At 70.9% G+C, this 18,584-nt stretch carries 15 protein-coding genes; 5 read left to right on the top strand and 10 right to left on the bottom strand.

Features of this window, described 5'->3' with window-relative positions:
* Positions 1 to 184: 184 nt before the first annotated feature.
* Positions 185 to 1,495, top strand: coding sequence for an MFS transporter (locus OU416_RS08225; RefSeq protein ID WP_270926249.1), 1,311 nt, complete (start codon positions 185 to 187; stop codon positions 1,493 to 1,495).
* Between the two features lie 56 nt (positions 1,496 to 1,551).
* Here OU416_RS08225 and OU416_RS08230 read toward each other — a convergent pair whose 3' ends face one another.
* The gene (locus OU416_RS08230) at positions 1,552 to 2,496 is read right to left on the bottom strand and encodes a LysR family transcriptional regulator (RefSeq protein ID WP_270926250.1); all 945 of its coding nucleotides are present in this window, start codon (positions 2,494 to 2,496) and stop codon (positions 1,552 to 1,554) included.
* 136 nt (positions 2,497 to 2,632) lie between these two features.
* Here OU416_RS08230 and OU416_RS08235 point away from each other — a divergent pair, with 136 nt between their 5' ends.
* From OU416_RS08235 to OU416_RS08245, 3 genes are read left to right on the top strand one after another with little or no spacing between them, the layout of a single operon-like run.
* Complete coding sequence (locus OU416_RS08235) at positions 2,633 to 3,838, top strand: cytochrome P450 (RefSeq protein WP_270926251.1); 1,206 nt, start codon at positions 2,633 to 2,635, stop codon at positions 3,836 to 3,838.
* A gap of 35 nt (positions 3,839 to 3,873) precedes the next feature.
* Positions 3,874 to 4,200: a 2Fe-2S iron-sulfur cluster-binding protein gene (locus OU416_RS08240; RefSeq protein WP_270926252.1), complete on the top strand. Its 327-nt coding sequence runs from the start codon at positions 3,874 to 3,876 to the stop codon at positions 4,198 to 4,200.
* Between the two features lie 3 nt (positions 4,201 to 4,203).
* Positions 4,204 to 5,460, top strand: coding sequence for an NAD(P)/FAD-dependent oxidoreductase (locus OU416_RS08245; RefSeq protein ID WP_270926253.1), 1,257 nt, complete (start codon positions 4,204 to 4,206; stop codon positions 5,458 to 5,460).
* Between the two features lie 55 nt (positions 5,461 to 5,515).
* On the opposite strand, the gene OU416_RS08250 is transcribed toward OU416_RS08245, so the two are convergent.
* From OU416_RS08250 to OU416_RS08270, 5 genes are all read right to left on the bottom strand, one after another.
* A complete protein-coding gene (locus tag OU416_RS08250; protein ID WP_270926254.1) occupies positions 5,516 to 7,423 on the bottom strand; it encodes an FAD-binding monooxygenase in 1,908 nt (635 codons plus the stop codon).
* Between the two features lie 281 nt (positions 7,424 to 7,704).
* The gene (gene hpaD, locus OU416_RS08255; RefSeq protein WP_270926255.1) at positions 7,705 to 8,769 is read right to left on the bottom strand and encodes a 3,4-dihydroxyphenylacetate 2,3-dioxygenase; all 1,065 of its coding nucleotides are present in this window, start codon (positions 8,767 to 8,769) and stop codon (positions 7,705 to 7,707) included.
* Positions 8,770 to 8,799: 30 nt separating this feature from the next.
* Positions 8,800 to 10,308, bottom strand: a complete 1,509-nt coding sequence (gene hpaE / locus OU416_RS08260) for a 5-carboxymethyl-2-hydroxymuconate semialdehyde dehydrogenase (RefSeq protein WP_270926256.1) — start codon at positions 10,306 to 10,308, stop codon at positions 8,800 to 8,802.
* Between the two features lie 11 nt (positions 10,309 to 10,319).
* The gene (gene dapA, locus OU416_RS08265; protein ID WP_270926257.1) at positions 10,320 to 11,297 is read right to left on the bottom strand and encodes a 4-hydroxy-tetrahydrodipicolinate synthase; all 978 of its coding nucleotides are present in this window, start codon (positions 11,295 to 11,297) and stop codon (positions 10,320 to 10,322) included.
* 61 nt (positions 11,298 to 11,358) lie between these two features.
* Positions 11,359 to 12,861, bottom strand: a complete 1,503-nt coding sequence (locus OU416_RS08270) for a fumarylacetoacetate hydrolase family protein (RefSeq protein ID WP_270926258.1) — start codon at positions 12,859 to 12,861, stop codon at positions 11,359 to 11,361.
* Positions 12,862 to 13,153: 292 nt separating this feature from the next.
* On the opposite strand from OU416_RS08270, the gene OU416_RS08275 reads away from it, so the two are divergent.
* Positions 13,154 to 13,909, top strand: coding sequence for a GntR family transcriptional regulator (locus OU416_RS08275; protein ID WP_270926259.1), 756 nt, complete (start codon positions 13,154 to 13,156; stop codon positions 13,907 to 13,909).
* A gap of 55 nt (positions 13,910 to 13,964) precedes the next feature.
* Here OU416_RS08275 and OU416_RS08280 read toward each other — a convergent pair whose 3' ends face one another.
* The 4 genes from OU416_RS08280 to OU416_RS08295 all read right to left on the bottom strand — a co-directional run bounded on the left by OU416_RS08280 (position 13,965) and on the right by OU416_RS08295 (position 18,559).
* Entirely contained in the window at positions 13,965 to 15,299 is a 1,335-nt protein-coding gene (locus tag OU416_RS08280) for an MFS transporter (RefSeq protein WP_270926260.1), read from the bottom strand.
* Complete coding sequence (locus OU416_RS08285; protein ID WP_270926261.1) at positions 15,296 to 16,375, bottom strand: MBL fold metallo-hydrolase; 1,080 nt, start codon at positions 16,373 to 16,375, stop codon at positions 15,296 to 15,298. Before OU416_RS08285 ends, OU416_RS08280 begins: the two co-directional genes overlap by 4 nt.
* Before the next feature lie 69 nt (positions 16,376 to 16,444).
* A complete protein-coding gene (locus tag OU416_RS08290; protein WP_270926262.1) occupies positions 16,445 to 17,326 on the bottom strand; it encodes a LysR family transcriptional regulator in 882 nt (293 codons plus the stop codon).
* A 183-nt stretch (positions 17,327 to 17,509) separates the two neighbouring features.
* Positions 17,510 to 18,559: an Lrp/AsnC family transcriptional regulator gene (locus OU416_RS08295; protein ID WP_270926263.1), complete on the bottom strand. Its 1,050-nt coding sequence runs from the start codon at positions 18,557 to 18,559 to the stop codon at positions 17,510 to 17,512.
* Positions 18,560 to 18,584: the final 25 nt, after the last annotated feature.

Consider the following 18,584-nt stretch of genomic DNA (forward strand, 5'->3'; position numbering starts at 1 on the left):
ACCGGGAACGGAGTTCGCGGTCGGCGCGGAGGGCTTCTCCCCCAGCGGTGCGGGCAGCCGGGCAGCAGCTTCGACAGCGGCGCCCGCGTCAGCCCGACATCGCACCGGACACAGCAAGGGAGCTGCAATGTCTGACCGAGAACACACCGGGGAACGGACTCGGCGAGAACATCGCCGAGTCGCGATGGGCACGCTGATCGGCACCACCATCGAGTGGTACGACTTCTTCATCTACGCCAACGCCGCCGCGCTGGTGCTGACGCCCCTGTTCTTCGAACCGTTCGTGGCTTCCTACGGAGAACTGGCCGGACGGCTGATCTCGTTCGCCACCGTGGGGGTGAGCTTCATCTTCCGCCCGCTCGGTGCGGCGGTCGCCGGGCACTTCGGCGACAAGCTGGGCCGCAAGGCCATGCTGGTCCTGACGCTCGTGCTGATGGGCGGAGCCACCACGGCGATCGGCCTGGTCCCGGACTTCTCCTCGATCGGGATGTGGGCCCCGATCCTGCTCATCGTGCTGCGCATCCTGCAAGGCTTCTCGGCGGGCGGTGAATGGGGCGGGGCCGCGCTCATGGCCGTCGAGCACGCTCCGGCGCACCAGCGCGGCCGGTACGGCGGCTTCCCGCAGATCGGCGTCCCCGTCGGGATGCTGATCGCCACCGCCGTGCTCAGCATCGTCACCGCGACGACGACCGAGCAGCAGTTCCTCGACTGGGGGTGGCGGGTTCCGTTCCTGCTGTCCGTCGTGCTCATCGCGGTGGGCATGGCGATCCGGCTGGGCGTCGCCGAGTCGCCGGTGTTCGCCGGAGCCGATGACGAGAAGCCTCGCGTCCGGCTCCCGCTGGTGCAGATGTTCCGGTTCAACGGGCCGCAGGTGCTCCAGGGTGCGCTCACCTTCGCCGCGAACAACGCGGCCGGGTACATGGTCACCGGTGGCTACGTGCTCTCCTACACCACGGCCGAGCTGGGGATGGACCGCGCCACGATCCTCAACCTGGTCACCCTCACCAGCGCCGCCTGGGTCGTCACCACGATGTCGGGAGCGATCCTGTCGGACCGGATCGGGCGGACCGCGGTGTACAAGATCGGCTTCGCCGTGCTGCTGGTGTGGGTCTTCCCGATGTTCTGGCTGATCGACACCAAGAGCGTGGTGCTGACCGCGCTGGCGATGCTGGTCTTCAGCATCGGCATCGGCTTCTCCTACGGACCGCAGGCGGCCATGCTCGCCGAGATGTTCCCGGCCCAGGTCCGCTACTCCGGGGCCGGGCTGTCCTACGCCTTCGGCGCGATCCTGGGCGGTGCCTTCGCCCCGATGATCGCGACGTGGCTCCAGGCCGCTTTCGGCAGCACCGCGGCCGTTTCGGCCTACCTGTTCGGTCTCACGGTGATCGGGATGATCGCGGCCTTCACCATCAAGGACCGCACCGGCAAGTCCCTCGGGGCGGACGCGCTGGACATTCCCGGGGCGGCCAAGCTCACCGCGGCGATCGACCGGTAGCCGCCCGAGGTGGGGCGGCCGGGCAGCTCCCCCGCCCCGCTGCGGCAGCACCCGGATCAGCGGGCTCGCGGTGCCTTCGCCCGGCGCCGCGAGCCCGGCTCGTTCGAAAGTCCCGGGTCTCGCGCGAAATCGAGCAGCGCCCGGCCCCGGTCGGTCAACCGCACCGCCGTCGGCCAGACCGCCTTCACCCGGATCGGCTGCACGGCAGGCCGGATCTCCTTCGCCACCAAGGGAAGTCCCTCGTAGGACTTGGCGACCGCGGGCCGCTGGATCATGACCGCGTAGCCCATCCCGCGGGCGACCAGCGAGCGGGCCAGTTCGAAGTCCGACACCTGCAGGGCCACTCGCGGCACCACACCGGCGCGGTCGAACAGGGTCATCGTGTGCTGCGCGGCGGGCGGCACGTCGAGCAGGACCATCGGTTCGCTCGCGAGCTCGCCCAGCGACACCACCGCCTGCTTCGCCAGGCGGTGCCCGGCAGGCAGCAGGACGTAGGCGGGCGCCTCGTAGAGCACCACGGAGTCCAGGCCTGTGGGGAGGTTCAGGTCGTAGACCACCGCCAGTTCCAGCTCGCCCGCGAGCAGCCTGCGCGGGAGTTCGGACTGGCTGCCCTCCACCGCCCGCACCTGGACCTTCGGGTGGTTGTCGGCGAACCACTCCAGCAGCGGCGGCACCACGGTCGGTGCGATGGTGGCGTAGCAGCCGATCACCAGGGGGCCGTTGAGCTCCGCTCCCCCGCTGGCCGCGTTGAGCTCCAGGTCGTCGGCCTGCCGGAGCAGGTCCGCAGCGCGGGAGTGCAGGTAGCTCCCCGCCGGCGTCAGCGACACCCCGTGCGCCTTGCGCCGCACCACGAGCTGCGTGCCGAAGACGCGTTCCAGTTCGTTGAGCGCCGACGCGACCGCGGTCGGCGACACGTGCAGCCCGCTCGCGGCGCTCGAGATCGAGCCAGTCTCCGCGACCGCGACGAAGTACGTCAACTGCCGAAGCGTGTACTTCGCCATCACGTCCTCTCCGGCCCGCTCGCATCGGCCAAACCACTACTCAGTAGTGGATGTAGCCAACAACTTTGAAGTTTACATGAGTTGTTCGCCTCTGCGAGGCTGCTGGAAGTCCTCGACGAAGTGGAGGCGGTCAACGATGACCCGCACTGTCGACCCGGCCCAGCCCCGCCCGATCCCGGTCGCGGACTGGGTCACCATCCCGGATCTGCACGACGACCCGTTCCCCCTCTACCAGCGGATGCGCGCCGAAGCACCGGTGCACTGGGTCCCCGCGGTGAACCGGTACCTGGTGACCGACTACGCCGCCTGCCACACCATCGAACAGGACCAGGAGCGGTTCTCCGCGAACGAATCCGGATCGCTGATGAAGCGGGCCATGGGGCACAGCATGCTCCGCAAGGACGACCCCGCGCACGACGTCGACCGCAAGTCCTACGGCGGAGTTCTCCGGCCGAACGCGATCAAGCGGCACTGGAACGCGGTTTTCGAGCGGAACTGCGCGACGTACCTGGAGCGCCTGAAGGAGGCCGGTCCGGGCGCCGACCTCATCGCCGAGTTCGCCGCGCCCTACGCCGCCGAGAACCTGCGGATCGTCATGGGTTTCCGGAACGCGGCGCAGGCGGACCTCCAGCGCTGGTCGCAGACCCTGATCGACGGAACCGGGAACTACGCCGACGACCCGGAGGTGTGGGCCGCGGCCGAGCGGTCATCGCGCGAGGTCGACGCCGCGATCGACGAGATGCTGCCGCTCCTGCGCGAGGATCCCGACCACAGCTTGCTTTCCGGGCTGGCGCACCTGCCGATCCCGCTGGACGCCGTCCGCGCCAACCTGAAGATGACCATCGGCGGCGGTCTCAACGAGCCGAGGGACGCGCTGGGCACCACGGTGTGGGCGTTGCTGTCCGATCCGGACCAGCTCGCGCAGGTGCTGGCCGAGCCGTCGCGGTGGTCCGCCGCGTTCGAGGAGTCCCTCCGCTGGGTCGCTCCCATCGGCATGTATCCGCGCCAGTCCACTCAGGACACGGTGCTGGAAGGAGTGCTGGTGCCGAAGGGCGCTCGGCTCGGCGTGGTCGTCGGTGCGGCCAACCGCGACCCGAAGGTCTTCGACGCCCCGGACCGCTACGACATCGACCGGTCCAAGCAACCGCACCTCGCCTTCGGCGGTGGCAACCACTTCTGCGCCGGTGCCTGGGTCGCGCGCGCCTCCGTGGTGGGCGTCGCCATGCCGCGCCTGTTCGACGCGCTGCCGAACCTGCGCCTGGATCCGGACGCGCCCGCGCGGTCCGGCGGCTGGGTGTTCCGCGGCGTGCTCAGCCTCCCCGTGCTGTGGGACCGCGGTTGACCCCCGCCCGACGAGACGACCGAGGAGAACTCCCGATGGCGAAGGTGAACTTCCACCACCAGGACGGCGCGGTCGACGCCGTCGAGGCCGAGTCCGGCACCAGCATCATGCGGGCCGCTGTGCGCAGCGGGGTCCGCGGCATCGTCGGGGAGTGCGGTGGGCAGGCCATGTGCGCGACCTGCCACGTGTACGTCCGCGAGCCGTTCCTGGACGGCCTGCCGGAGATCGGCGAGGACGAGGACGAGATGCTGGAGTGCACCGCTGAACCCCGCGACGCGCGGCGCAGCAGGCTCGGCTGCCAGATCGAGCTCGGCGCGGACCTGCCGCAGATCGATGTCGACGTCCCCGCCAGCCAGGTGTGAGCGATGCCCGCAGCAGACCGCGTCGTCATCATCGGAGCTGGGCAGGGCGGGCTCCAGGTAGCGGATTCGCTTCGCTCCGGGGGTTTCGCGGGCGGCATCACCGTCGTGGGCGAGGAGAACGTCCTGCCCTACCAGCGCCCACCGCTGTCGAAGGACCACCTGCGTCCGGGCGGTGAACCCGCTCCGCTGCCGATCCGCGCCGCGGGCCACTTCGCCGGGGTCGGCATCGATGTGCGGATCGGGGCACGAGCCGCGGAGATCGACCGGGCGCGGTGCGAGGTCGTGCTCGACAGCGGCTGCGTTCTGCCGTACTCGCGCCTGGTGCTGGCCACCGGGGCGGCCAACCGGGCGCTGCGCGTCGCGGGCGCCGGCCTCGACGGCATCCACCACCTGCGCACGCTGGACGAGGCGCGTGCCGTCCGCGCGGATCTCGAACGCGCGCGGACGGCGGTCGTGGTCGGCGCGGGATTCATCGGGCTCGAATTCGCCGCGGCCGCGCGCAAGCGCGGTCTCGACGTCACGGTGCTCGAAGCGGCCGACCGGCCGATGGCGCGCGTGCTGTCCGCGCCGATGGCGGATTTCGTCGCGAATGCGCACCTCCGGGCGGGCGTGGACCTGCGGGTCGGTGAAGGGGTCGCGTCGTTCGAGGGCCGCGACGGGCGGGTCTCGGCGGTGACCAGCGCGCTGGACGGGCGGTACCCGGCCGATCTCGTCCTGGTGGGCGTCGGTGTCACGCCGCGCACGGATCTCGCCGAGCGGGCCGGGCTCGCGGTGGACGACGGGGTGCTCGTCGACGACTCGCTGCGAACGAGCGACGAGCGCATCCACGCGATCGGGGACTGCGCCCGCTTCCCCAGCCACCACCTCGGTGCGCGGACCCGCCTGGAATCCGTGCAGAACGCCACCGACCAGGCCCGGCACGTCGCCCGCACCGTCCTCGACGGCCCGGCCCCCTACCGGGACGTGCCGTGGTTCTGGAGCGACCAGGGCGACCTGCGGCTGCAGATCGCCGGGCTCGGACTTCCCGGCGACGACGAGGTGCTCCGCGGCGACGTCGGCGCCGGGAAGTTCTCGGTGTTCCGGTTCCGCGGCGGCGAGCTGGCCGCGGTCGAGTCCGCCAACCGGCCGGCCGACCACCTGGCCGCCCGCCGCCTGCTGGCAGCGGACTCGCCGCTCCGGCCGGAACAGGCCGCCGACCCGGCCTTCGACCTCAAGGCCCACGCCAAGCGCGTCCCGCTCCGAGCCCGGACCGCACGGTGATCGACCGGCCCTGACGGCGTGCCCGCCGACCTGCCGGTGGCGGGCACGCTCGCGCTCAACTGCCGACGGGCTGCCTCTTGGCGTTGAAGATCCCCGCGAAGAACTCCGCCAGCTCCTCCTGGGCGTCCAGCGGGAGCACGTTCGCGACGTAGTGGTCCGGGCGCACGACGACCAGCGCACCGCCCCGGTCCACGCCACGAGCTTCGAAGATGTCGTCCCGCGGGTCGGCGGCGTAGACCTTCTCGTAGTCGACGAGCTCGAACGGGCCGACCTTCGGCAGGTACGCGCGCGGCACGGCGGCGAGATCGACACCGGTGTGGTCCTGCTGGTAGATCACCTTGACGTCGAACCACGCGTCGACGTCCGCCCCCTCCGGGGTGCAGGCGACCACCGGCGACTCCGGCGAACCGGCGATCCACTCGGCGAAGTCGGCGGCCTTGGAGCGCTGCCCCGGGGCGGGCCGGTCGGCGAACGCGTAGATCCGCCAGCGCCCGTCCGCGCGGTGGTGATGCCCCAGGTGCACGGGGTTGGCGTCGCAGACCCGCGTGACGGCGTTGGACTTGAAGCGCTTGCCGACCGGGAACCCGGTCGCCAGGTCCTGGTGGACGTCCGCGCCGACGATCATCGACGGCTGGTACTGCGTCATCAGACCGGCGGGGAACTCGGCCGTCTTGACGTAGAAGTCCTCCAGTTCCGCGGGATCGTCGAGTTCCTCGGGCTTGGCCGCCATCAGGCTCGACCACTGCCGGTCGAAGTCGATCAGGTTCTGCGCGATCACCTGGCGCTCCGCGGAGTAGGTGTCGAGCAGCGACTCGGGGGCGCGGCCTTCGAGCACGTGCGCGACCTTCCAGGCGATGTTCCAACCGTCCTGCATCGACACGTTCATGCCCTGCCCGGCCTTCGCGCTGTGCGTGTGACAGGCGTCGCCGGTGATGAACACCCGCGGGCTGCGGATGCCCACGAGGTGGTCCGGCACGTCGTCGAACTTCGCGGCGAGCCGGTGCCCCACCTCGTACACGCTGCGCCAGCAGACGTGCTTCACCGTCAGCGTGTACGGGTGCATGATCACGTTGGCGCGGGCCTCGACCTCTTCCTGCGTCGTTTCGCGGACCGCACCGTTGTCGTCCTCGGAGACCTCGCCCAGGTCGACGTACATCCGGAACAGGTGGTTGCCCTCCCGCGGGATGTGCAGGATGCTGCCGCCGTCGTGCGACTGGATGGCGCACTTGGTGCGGATGTCCGGGAAGTCGGTCTCGGCCAGCACGTCCATCACGCCCCACGCGTGGTTGGCCTGGTCCCCCACCAGTTCCCGGCCGATCGACTCGCGCACCTTGCTGCGCGCCCCGTCGCAACCGATCACGTACTTGGCCCGGACCGTCCGCTCCGCGCCCTCGTCCTCCCCCGCGCTGCGGCGCAAGGTGACCGCGACCGGGTGCTCCCCGTGCTCGGCGACGTCGAGGGTGACGAACTCGTAGCCGTAGTCGGGCACCAACCGGGTCGGCGAGTTGCGCGCCGACTCGGCGAAGTAGTCGAGCACGCGGGCCTGGTTGACGATCAGGTGCGGGAACTCGCTGATCCCGGTCGCGTCGTCGGGGGCGCGGGCGGCGCGGACGATGTTCTGCGGGTTCTCCGGGTCCGGCTTCCAGAAGGCCATCTCGGTGATCCGGTAGGCCTCTTCGATGATGCGGTTGGCGAAGCCGAACGCCTGGAAGGTCTCCACGCTGCGGGCCTGGATGCCGTCGGCCTGCCCGACCTCGAGCCGACCGGGCCTGCGGTCGATGACGCGCGTGACGATGCCGGGGAACTGGGCCAGCTGGGCGGCGGCGATCATGCCGGCCGGGCCGCTGCCCACGATGAGGACGTCGACCTCGTCCGGGAGCTCCGCCGGGCGGTCCACGCCGACACCGGCGGGCGGCTGGATGCGCGGATCACCGGAAACGTAACCGCGGTGGTGGAACTGCACGGTTCCTCCTCACATCGTTGTGGGTACTGCGCACCGTGTTCGTTAATAGAACACAAAGTTCTAAAATAGAATACAGGCGATCGTATAGTCCGGCCTCGGTGCTGGACAAGGGTGAAAGCGGCCGCACGGAGCCGGAAACAGCTCATCGGTGGGATCCCGCGGCGAAGGCACGGCGCCGCGATCAGGAGCGCACGCACGATCTCCCGGCCACCGCGGTGGCCGGGAGATCGCAGGTTCCGCTCGGCGCCGCGGTCAGCAGCACCCGCTCGGAAGTCCGCCGCTCACAACGAGTTCCCGAGCTTGAAGCCCTCCGCGCGGTCGTCCTTGCGGGTGTAGGAGAACCCGTCCGCACCGACCGTCACGGCCATCTCGCTGGCATCCGTGCGCTCCCGGACCGGCTGCGGATTGCCGTCGAGGTCGAGCACCGGCGACGCCTCGGTGTACCAGGACGGGACGACCGGGTTGCCCCACCAGTCCCGCCGCTGGTTGTCATGGACGTCCCAGGTCACCACCGGGTTGTCCGGATCGCCGGTGTAGTAGTCCTGGGTGTAGATCTCCACCCGGTGCCCGTCGGGATCGCGGATGTAGAGGTAGAAGGCGTTGGACACGCCGTGCCGCCCCGGACCCCGCTCGATGACGTCGGACTTGCGCAACGCACCGAGCTTGTCGCAGATGGCGAGGATGTTGTGCTTCTCGTGCGTGGCGAACGCGATGTGGTGCAGCCGCGGCCCGTCGCCACCGGTGAGCGCGGTGTCGTGCACGGTCGACTTGCGCCGCAGCCACGCCGCGTAGGTGGTGCCCTCCGCGTCCTTGATGTCCTCGGTCACCCGGAAGCCGAGGTCCTCCAGGTACGCCCGACCCTTCGGGACGTCCGGGGTCACCTGGTTGAAGTGGTCGAGGCGGACCAGCGCACCCGGGGTGTGCAGCTCGTAGTTCCACGCCAGCCGCTCGACGTGCTCGACCTCGTGGAAGAACTCGTACGGGAAGCCCAGCGGGTCGGTGACCCGCACCGAGTCACCGATGCCCTTGGCGAAACCGCCCTGGCGGCGTTCGGTGCGGCACCCGCGCGCGGCGAACCACTGCTCGGCCCGGTCCACGTCCTCCGGGGTGCGCACCCGGTAGGCGAACGCCGCTGCCGCGGCGACCGGCCCCTTGCGCAGCACCAGGTTGTGGTGGATGAACTCCTCGAAGGAGCGGAGGTAGATCGCCTCGTCGTCCTCCTCGGTGACCACCAGACCGAGCGTGTCCACGTAGAACTCCCTGGAGGCCGCCAGGTCCGTGACGACCAGGTCCAGGTAGGCGCAGCGGACGATGTCGGGCGGGGTGAGCTCTGATGCAGCACTCATCGTTGAACGATCCTTCGCATGCGTGACGCCTCAGGCGCCGAACTTCGGGGTGTGGACGGGCGCCAGCGAGATGTGCATGGCCTGCTGGTCGGAGTAGAAGTCCAGCGACCGGTAGCCGCCCTCGTGGCCCAGGCCGGATGCCTTGACACCGCCGAACGGGGTGCGCAGATCCCGGACGTTGTGCGAGTTCAGCCAGACCATCCCCGCGTCGATGCGCTGCCCGAAGGTGTGCGCGCGTTCCAGGTTCGAGGTCCACACGTAGGCCGCCAGCCCGTACTTGACGTCGTTGGCCAGCCGGAGCGCTTCCTCGTCGCTGTCGAACGGGGTGATGGCCACGACCGGGCCGAAGATCTCCTCCTGGAAGATCCGGGCCGTCGGCGGCACGTCCACGAACACCGTCGGCTGCACGTAGTTGCCCGACTCCAGCCCCTCCGGGCGGCCGCCGCCCGCAGCCAGCTTGGCCTCGGTCTTGCCGATCTCGATGTAGCCGGTCACCTTCTCGTAGTGCTCGGGGTGCACCAGCGCGCCGACCTCGGTGGCCGGGTCGCTCGGGTCGCCGACCTTGATCTTCTCGGCCCGCTCGACGTAGCGCCGGACGAACTCGTCGTAGATGGAGCGCTCCACCAGGATCCGGCTGCCCGCCGTGCAGCGCTCGCCGTTGAGCGAGAAGACGCCGAACACCGTCGAGTCGATCGCCGCGTCGAGGTCGGCGTCGGCGAACACCACGGCGGGGCTCTTGCCGCCGAGTTCCATCGACAGCGCCTTCAGCGTCGGTGCGGCGTTGGCGAAGATCAGCTTCCCGGTCGCCGATTCCCCGGTGAACGAGATGAGCTGGACGTCCTCGTGCTTGACCAGCGCGTCCCCCGCGTCCTCGCCGATGCCGTTGACCAGGTTGAACACGCCGTCCGGCACACCGGCTTCGCGGAAGATCTCCGGCCACAGGCTGGCCGACAGCGGGGTGAACTCGGCGGGCTTGAGCACCACGGTGCAGCCGGATGCCAGCGCGGGCGCCAGCTTCCAGCTCTCCAGCATGAACGGCGTGTTCCACGGGGTGATCAGGCCGGCCACGCCCTTGGGCTTGCGGTTGACGTAGTTGACCTGCTTGCCGGGCACCTTGTACGTGTCGTCGGCCTGCGCCACGATCAGGTCGGCGAAGAACCGGAAGTTCTCCGCGGCCCGCCGGGCCTGCCCGAGCGCCTGGGTGATCGGCAGTCCGGAGTCGAAGCTCTCCCACTCGGCCAGCCGCTCGTCGCGGGACTCGACGATGTCGGCGATCCGGTTGAGGATCCGGGCCCGCTCGCGCGGCAGCAGCCGCGGCCACGGGCCTTCGTCGAAGGCCTTGCGCGCGGCCGCGACGGCGCGGTCGACGTCGGCCTTCTTGCCCGCTGCGGACTGGAGGTAGGTCTGGTTGGACACCGGTTCCAGCACGCCGAACGTGTCGCCGCTCAGGCTGTCGACGAACTCGCCGTCGATGAAGTGCTGGATCCGCTCCGGCAGGTTCTCCGGCACGTGCCGGGCGGTCGTGGCGGAGTGAGTCATGGTCGTTCCCCTCAGGCGTTGGCGGCGGTGCGGGCGGCGATGGTGTCGCTGTCGTCGACCGGGGACAGGTACTTCCCGCCTTCGGCGAGCAGCGCTCGGATCTTGTCCTGACCAGGCTGCGTCGGCGCGATCAGCGGCGAGCGGACGTGGCCGGAGCTGATCAGGCCGCGCTGCTCGAGCACCCACTTGACCGGGGCGGGGTTGGTCTCGACGAAGATCAGGTCCACCAGCGGGTGCAGGCCGTAGTGCAGGTCCAGCGCCGTGTCGAGGTCTCCGGCGCGGTAGGCGTCGTACATCTGCTTGGTGGCGGCGGGCGCGATGTTGGCGGTGGCGCTGATGAATCCGGTGCCCCCGAGGGCCAGCAGCGGCAGGCAGAGGAGCTCGATGCCGGACCAGACCAGCAGCTCGCGTCCGGCCGCCTTGATCACCCGGGAGAAGTGCTCGAAGTCCTTGGTCGTCTCCTTGATGCCGACGAAGTTCGGCACGTCGCGGTGCAGGCGGGCGACCGTCTCCGGCGCGATCTCCACCGCGGTCCGGCTCGGCACGTTGTAGGCGATGATCGGCAGGTCCGGGTACTCCGCGGCGACCGTCGCGTACCAGACGTAGAGCGCTTCCTGGGTGGGCCGCGCGTAGTACGGGGTGATGATCAGCGCGGCGTCCGCCCCTGCGTCGTGCGCCGCGCCGGTGAGCTCGATGGTCTCGTCGAGCTTGGCCGATCCGGTGCCCGGGACGACCGGGGCCCGGCCGGCGACGGTCTTGATCACGGTGCGGATCGCTTCGGCCCGCTCCTCGATCGTCTGCGCGCTCGGCTCACCGGTCGAGCCGCCGATGGAGATCCCGTCGGAGCCCTGCTTGAGCTGCCAGTCGACCAGGTTCGCCAGCGACCGGTGGTCCACCGCGCCGTCGGCGGTGAACGGGGTGACCACCGGAGCGATCGATCCGGTCAGTTCCTCGGGGCGGGTGCGCCAGGCACCCGGAGCGTTGCTCATGCCGATCCTCCTGCGGACTCGGTAGTGGTTGCGGAGCGGTTCGCGCGGCGGGAAGCGCCCCTCATTCCTCGGTGCTCGGTCGGTCGGTGTTCCGCTCGGCCTCGTAGCGCTCGCGCCATTCACCGGTCAGCGGGTAGAGGCCGTCGACGGCCGCGCCCTCGGCGACCCGGGCCGCGATCCACGCCTCCTCGGCTTCCTGCTCGATCGCGGCGTCGAGCACCTCGCTCAGCAGCGCCGGAGGGATGACCAGGACTCCGTCGTCGTCGCCGACGATCACGTCGCCGGGCTGCACGGTCGCACCGCCGCACGCGATCGTGAGATCGCTGTCCCACGGAACGTGCCGCCGTCCGAGGACGGCCGGGTGCGGACCGCTGGAGAAGGTGGGGATGTCGAGCTCGGCGACCGCGGTCCAGTCCCGCACACCGCCGTCGGTGACGATGCCCGCCGCGCCCCGGACCTGGGCCCGCAGCGCCAGGATGTCGCCGACGGTCCCGCTGCCGCGCTCACCGCGGGCTTCGACCACCAGCACGTCGCCGGGACCGAGCGCGTCGAACGCCCGCTTCTGCGCGTTGTACCCGCCACCGTGGCTCCGGAACAGGTCCTCGCGGCCGGGCACGAAGCGCAGCGTGCGCGCCCGGCCGATCATCTTGCGCCCGGGGCTGTTGGTGCGCACACCGTCGATCGACAGCTGGTTGTAGCCGTGCTTGCGCAGCTGCGACGACAAGGTCGCCACCGCGACCTTCCGCAGCTTCGCCGTCAGCTCGTCGGTGAGCTCGAACGGGGCGGCGAGCCCGGCGGCCTCGCGGCTCCCCCACGCCTCGGCGCGCTGGTGGTCGTCGACGGCCGGCTGCGCGCTGAAGTCCGGCAACCGGACCGTCCCCTCGACCACGGTGGTCCGCAGCCGGCCGGTCCGGTGCTCGGTTCCGGGGACGTCCACCTCGACCTCGACGACGTCGCCGGGGGCCACCACGGAGGACCCGGCGGGGGTTCCGGTGAGCACCACGTCGCCCGGTTCGAGGGTGATCAGCTGGGACAGGTCCGCGACCAGCTCGCCGAACGGGAAGGCGACCGTGCCCGCGGAGTCGTCCTGGACGAGCTCGCCGTTGACCCAGGTCCGGATCCGCAGCGCGGCGGGGTCGATCTCGGCGGCGGGAATGGCGCCGGGCCCCAACGGCGTGTAGCCGTCGCCGCCCTTGGAGCGCAGGTTCGAACCCTTGTCGGCGGCCCGCAGGTCGTAGACCCCGAGGTCGTTGGCCGCGGTCACGGCGGACACGTGCGACCACCCGTCCTCGCGCGCGACCCGGCGGGCGGTCGTGCCGATCACCAGCGCGATCTCGCCCTCGAACGCCAGCAGCTCGGCTCCCAGCGGACGCTCGACGGTCTGGTCCCCGGCTGCCAAGGAGGTCACGGGCTTGAGGAAGTACGACGGCTTGGCCGGGGTCCGGCCGCGTTGGGCGATTCGCGACGGGTAGTTCAGGTGCAGCGCGATCACCTTGCCCGGCCGCCCGACGAGTGGGTGCCGAGCGAGTCCTTCGGTGGGAGAACGGACATCGTCGTGCGTCATGACGGGGATCGTATATGATGACGTATCTGACATCAACGCCCATGGGGCGCTCCCGACGGAGGGAACGGACGCACCACACGCCCCGGGCAAGCTGGAGCGGACATCAGCGAAATGAGGACGCATGACACCCTTGTGCCAACTCCAGCCCTACCCAACTGCACCTCAGGGGACCGTGATGCAACCCAGCCACAGGAAACCCCCACAACGCAAGATCACTCCCGAGCGCAACCACCATTGAAAATCGCGGAGAGGCGGGACAGCGTCCTGCTCGACCGCACCTCAGGGGACCGTGATGCAACCCAGCCGCAAGAAACCGCGCAACGCGAGAGCAACGCCCAGCACAACCACCGCTGAAAAACGCGGAGAGGCGGGCAGTGTCGCCGCCAGCAAGTCCCAACTGGCGTACGAGTGGCTCCACGAACGGATCGTCTCGCACCGCTTCACGCCCGGCTACCGGTTGGTGCTGAGCCAGATCGCCAACGAGCTCGGCGTCAGCGTGGTCCCGGTCCGCGAGGCCATCCGCAGGCTGGAAGCCGAAGGGCTGGTCACCTTCGAGAAGAACATCGGCGCGCAGGTCACCCTGGTGGACGAGGGCGAGTACGTGACCACGATGCAGACGCTCGCGGTCGTCGAAGGTGCCGCCACCGGTTTCTCCGCCCCGCTGCTGACCGCCGAGGACCTGGCCAGCGCGAGGGAGGTGAACCAGCGGATGCGGGAGTGCCTGGAGCACTTCGACCCGCGCCGCTTCACCGAGCTCAACGAGGAGTTCCACGCCGTCCTGTTCGCCCGCTGCCCGAACGAGCACATCACCGACCTCGTGCGCCGCGGCTGGAACCGGATGCGCATGCTGCGCGGCTCGACCTTCAGCTTCGTGCCGGGCCGCGCGGTCGAATCCGTCGCCGAGCACGAGCAGCTCGTCGCGCTGATCGACAGCGGCGCCGACCCCATCGACATCGAACTCGCCGCGCGCCGGCACCGCACCGCCACTCTCGACGCGTTCCGGCAGTTCCAGCGCGACCACGAGCCACCGCGCGGCGGACAGCCGTGACCCGGCGCGGGCCGGGCCGCGCCGAAGCGCAACCCGGCCCGCCCCGCCCCGGCCGCTACTTGGTCTCACCCGCGAGATCGACGTCGCGGCCCTCCCGGGTGGCCCGCACGCAGGCTGCGGAGACCAGGAACGACAACGCCCACACCAGGGCGATCAGCCACAGGCCGCCACCGGCCGCGAGCACCAGCCTGGAGGCGATCACCGGGGTGAACCCGGCGCCGAGGGTGGAGGCGGTCTGGTAGGCCAGCGACGCTCCGGTGTAGCGCATCCGCGTCGGGAAGAGCTCGGCGACGAACGCGCCGAACGGTCCGAAGATCACGCCTTGGACGATGCCGTTGGCCAGGAAGAGCCCGATCGCGAAGCCCCACAGCGTGCCCGTTTGCAGGAGCAGGACGATCGGGTACGCCAGCACCGCTCCGGCGAGCATGCCCGCGAGCATCACGGGCTTGCGGCCGAACCGGTCGGACAGCCGGGCGGCGAACCAGATCCCGACGACCGTCAGCGCCGCCCCGATCGCCTTGACGTTGAGCACTCCGGTCCGGTCCACGCCGAGCTGGATCGCGTGGGCCACCGCCCACACCGTCATCAGGCCCTGCACGGTGTAGGAGCTCATCCCCGCGACGATGCCGAGCACCAGGTTGCGCGGGTACTGCGTGACGACTTCCAGCAGGGGGATCTTCCGGCGATCCGCCTCGGCCTCCATCTCCAGGAACAGCGGCGTCTCCGACACCTTCAGCCGGATCACCAGGCCGATGACGATCAGCACGGCGCTGAGCAGGAACGGCACCCGCCAGCCCCAGCTGAGGAACTGCGCGTCCGGCAACGTCGAGAACGCCGACACCACGAGGGTTGCGAGCACCGCACCGGCGGGCCCGCCCATGTTGGCGAAGCTCGCCGCGAATCCCCGCCGCTGCGCCGGGGCGTGCTCGAGCGCCACCAGCATCGCGCCGCCCCATTCGCCACCGACCGCCAGACCCTGCACCAGCCGCAGCGCGACCAGCAGGGTCGGTGCCACCACGCCGATCTGGGCGCTGGTCGGCAGCGCGCCGATCGCGGTCGTGGCGGCTCCCATCAGCACCATCGACACGATCAGCACGCCCTTGCGGCCGAGGCGGTCGCCGAAGTGGCCGAAGATCGCACCTCCGAGCGGGCGGGCGACGTAGCCGACGGCCAGCGTGGTGAACGAGGCGAACAGGCCCACGGCCGGCGGCATCCCGGCGAAGAACAGCTCGCCGAAGACCAGGCTGGCAGCGGTCGCGTACAGGATGAAGTCGTAGAACTCGATGGCGCTGCCGATGAAGCTCGACGCCAGGATGCGCCGCATCATCGCGGTGTTCAGGCTGTCCGAAGTGGACTTCCGCCCGGCCGCGGCGGTGGTCTGCCGGTTCACGGTGCGGCCACCTCCTCGCGCGGGACGCGGGATCCGGCACCGAAGGGGAGCACGTCGAGGTCGTCGGGAACGACGAGGGTGCCGCGGAACCGCTCGGCCGCGGTCTCCCACACCGATCGCGGCGCGGTGCCGGGCACCAGGTGGTGCAGGGCCAGCACCTTGGCGCCCGCGGCATTGGCGATGTCGGCCGCCTGGCACGGGCTGGTGTGCGACTTCACGTGGTGGTCGATCGAGGCCTGCGCGGTCGGTCCTCCCCCGGCGTAGGTGCGGTGCACCCAGTCGAAGTCGATCGCTTCGTGCAGCAGCAGATCGGTGTCGCGGGCGAGCCGGACCAGGTTGTCGCACGGCGCGGTGTCGCCGGAGATCGTGACGGAGCCGTGCGCGGTGTCGAAGCGGAACGCGAACGCCGGGGCGATCGGCGGGTGGCGCACGAGGGTGGCCGTGACGGTGACCCGGTCGTCGGCGTAGATCTCGAACGGCCGCACGCCTTCCGGCGTCGGGTTGTCGTTCGGGTGGTAGCCGGTGCCCGCCGGGATGCGGATGTCCTCGGCCTGGAAGTGGTCGAGCGGACTGGGCCGCAGCGCGTCGAGCACCCGGTCGTTCAGGTCGGTGGCGTAGGCCGCCATCAGGTGCTGGAACATCGCGGCCGTGCCCGGGGTCGGGTGTTCGGGGAACACCGGGGACGGCGCCACCACCGCGCGCGGCGCGACGGGCGGCAGCGCGCCGCGGTCGCCCGGCCCGATGATCCGGATCGGGTCGTGGTCCTCCGCCAGCGCGAACAGGCCGAAGATCGCCAGGCTCGCCAGGTCGACGGTGTGGTCGGAGTGCAGGTGCGTGAGGAACACCGCGCGCAGCGAGTTGATCGGGACACCGGCGAGGTTCAGCTGCCGCCCGACGCCGTGACCGGCGTCGACGAGGTAGGCGCGGTCACCGACGAGGACGGCCGTGGCGATGCCGGAACGCTCGCCCGCGTGCTCGCCCGCCCACCAGCGGGGCCCTCCCGCGGTCCCGAGGGTGACGACCCTCGGGCTCGGATCGGCGGCGCTGCCGGGACGGAGGCTTGTGGTGTCGCTCATGCCGACGATTGGAAGCCAGCTCCCCGATCGAAACAAATACCAAGTTTCAGGCGTGCCGATAGAACGCGACTATGGACCCTGCTGCCGCAGCATGTCCTGGAACGCGTGCGCGGCGGGTGAGAGCTTGCCCGGGCGGCGGAAGAGGTCGATGCGGCGGTTGAGCACCGGATCCATCGAGCACAGCACCGCGCCCTCGAGCTCGGCGAGTCGCGCGAGCGGGCGCGGCAGCACGGCGCACCCGGCACCGGCGACCACCAGGTGCAGCGCGGACTCGCGGTGGCCGACCTCCACCACGACGTTGAGCTCGACGCCCTGGCGCTCGGCCTCGGCGCGCAGCAGGTCGCGCACCAGGGTGCCCTCGAAGCCGGTCACCACGTCCCTGGTGAGCAGTTCGTCGACGGTCATCCGACCGTCCGGCGGCGGGACGCTGCCAGGCGGCATGGTGATGACGAGCTCCTGCTCGCCGACCGGAACGCTCTCCAGGTCATCGGCCGGGTGCGACGTCGCGTCGGAGAAGCCGAGCTCGGCCTGCCCGGTGCGCACGGCCGCGCGCACGTCCTCCTCGGATTCCGGCTGGTACAACCGCACCCGGACCTGCGGGTGGCGAGCGCGGAACCGACCGATCACCGCGGCCAGCGGATCCAGCGCGAGCGTGGGCAGCGTGACCAGATCCAGCCTGCCCGCCATCAGCCCGGCCACCTCCCGCACCGCGGCCCGCCCGACCTCCATCTCGCGCAGCGCCCGGCGAGCGGAGTCGATCAGCGCGGCACCCGCCGAGGTGAGCCGCACCCTGCGGGGCGACCGGTGGAAGAGCTCCGCACCCAGTTCCCGCTCCAGCACCTTGATCGAATGCGACAGGGACGGCTGCGCCACGTGCAGCGCGGTGGCGGCCGCGGTGAACCCGCCGTGGTCCACCACGGCCAGGAAGTACTCGAGCTGACGTCGTTCCACCCGCTCACGTTAAGCGCACCGGCGGAGCGGACGAGGACAGCGCTGGCGATCGAGGCCGCGACGGCGGGGTCGCGAAGACGGCTGCACCACCAGCTCTCGCCCACTGTGGACACCACCAGCCTCGGCCAGGCCCGAAATGATGCGCTGCCGCACCGGATCGGTCTCGCGCGCGCCGCACATCCGTCAGGGATGGCGCCCTGCCGGCTCGGCGAGGGGGCCGGGGAGCGGGACGACCTCGCCGGTGCAGCGGCCGTCGGCGTGCATCAGCCAGCCGACCCGCTTGCGGGTTCGCAGGATCACCGAGTTGCTCACGATTCCGCCCGGGGGCAGCAGTCCTTCGAGGTCGTCCTGCATGCTCATCAGGTCCGCCATGCTCGCCGTCCACGCGTTGACCACGAGGTTCGCCGAACCGGTCACCGACACGCACAACCGCACCCGGGGGTCCTCCCGCAACCGGGACACGGCCGCAGGCAGGGCGCTGTTGGGCAGCCGGCACCACCAGATCACCGCGATCGGCCACCGGGTGTGCAGCTGGGCGACCTCGCAGCGCAGCCGGAGCGCGCGGGAGCGCAGCAGCGCGGCCAGCTGGCGGCGGACCGTGGAGGTCGGCCGGCCGAGCCGCTCGGCCAGCTCCGCCGCGGTCGCCCTGCCGTCGTGCGCCAACGCCGACACCAGCGGCGCGAAGACGTCGGACCGCAGGTAGATCGGTTCGCTGGGGCGGTCCCGCTCGGCGCGGCCCGCCTGCCGGATCGCCTCGCGCTGCGCGCTGTCCAGCGCGTCGAGCTGCCACTGGCTTCCCTCGATGTGCCGCTTGGTCCCGATGTGGGAGTGCAGCGAGGCCACGCCGGGCAGCTTCGGCAGCTCGTCCAGCAGCAGTGCGGAGAGCTCGCCGAACGAGCTCGCGGCGACCGTCAGCAGCAGGTCCCGGCCCTGCGCGACGTGCTCGACGTTGTGCACGCGGTGGGTCCGCTCCAGCCGCCCGGCGACGTCGTCCACCGCGCCCGGGGCGCAGTCCATCTCGACCAGCGCCACCATCGCGCCACCGGACAGCTCGCCGTACTCCGGGTACGCCGTGATCCAGGCCAGGCCCGCGTCGCGGATCCGGGCCCAGCGCTGCGCCAGCGCCGTCGGCGAGGCATCGAGCACCGGGGCCAGCGCCGCCCAGGGCGCGCGCGGCCACAGCTGCAAGGCGTGGATGAGCGCAAAGTCGTCTTCGGAGAAGTCTTCGTGCACGTTTCTCGCTCCCAGCGAGCAGGAA

The sequence above is a fragment of the Saccharopolyspora indica genome (genome assembly GCF_027853965.1).
GTDB lineage: Bacteria > Actinomycetota > Actinomycetes > Mycobacteriales > Pseudonocardiaceae > Saccharopolyspora > Saccharopolyspora indica.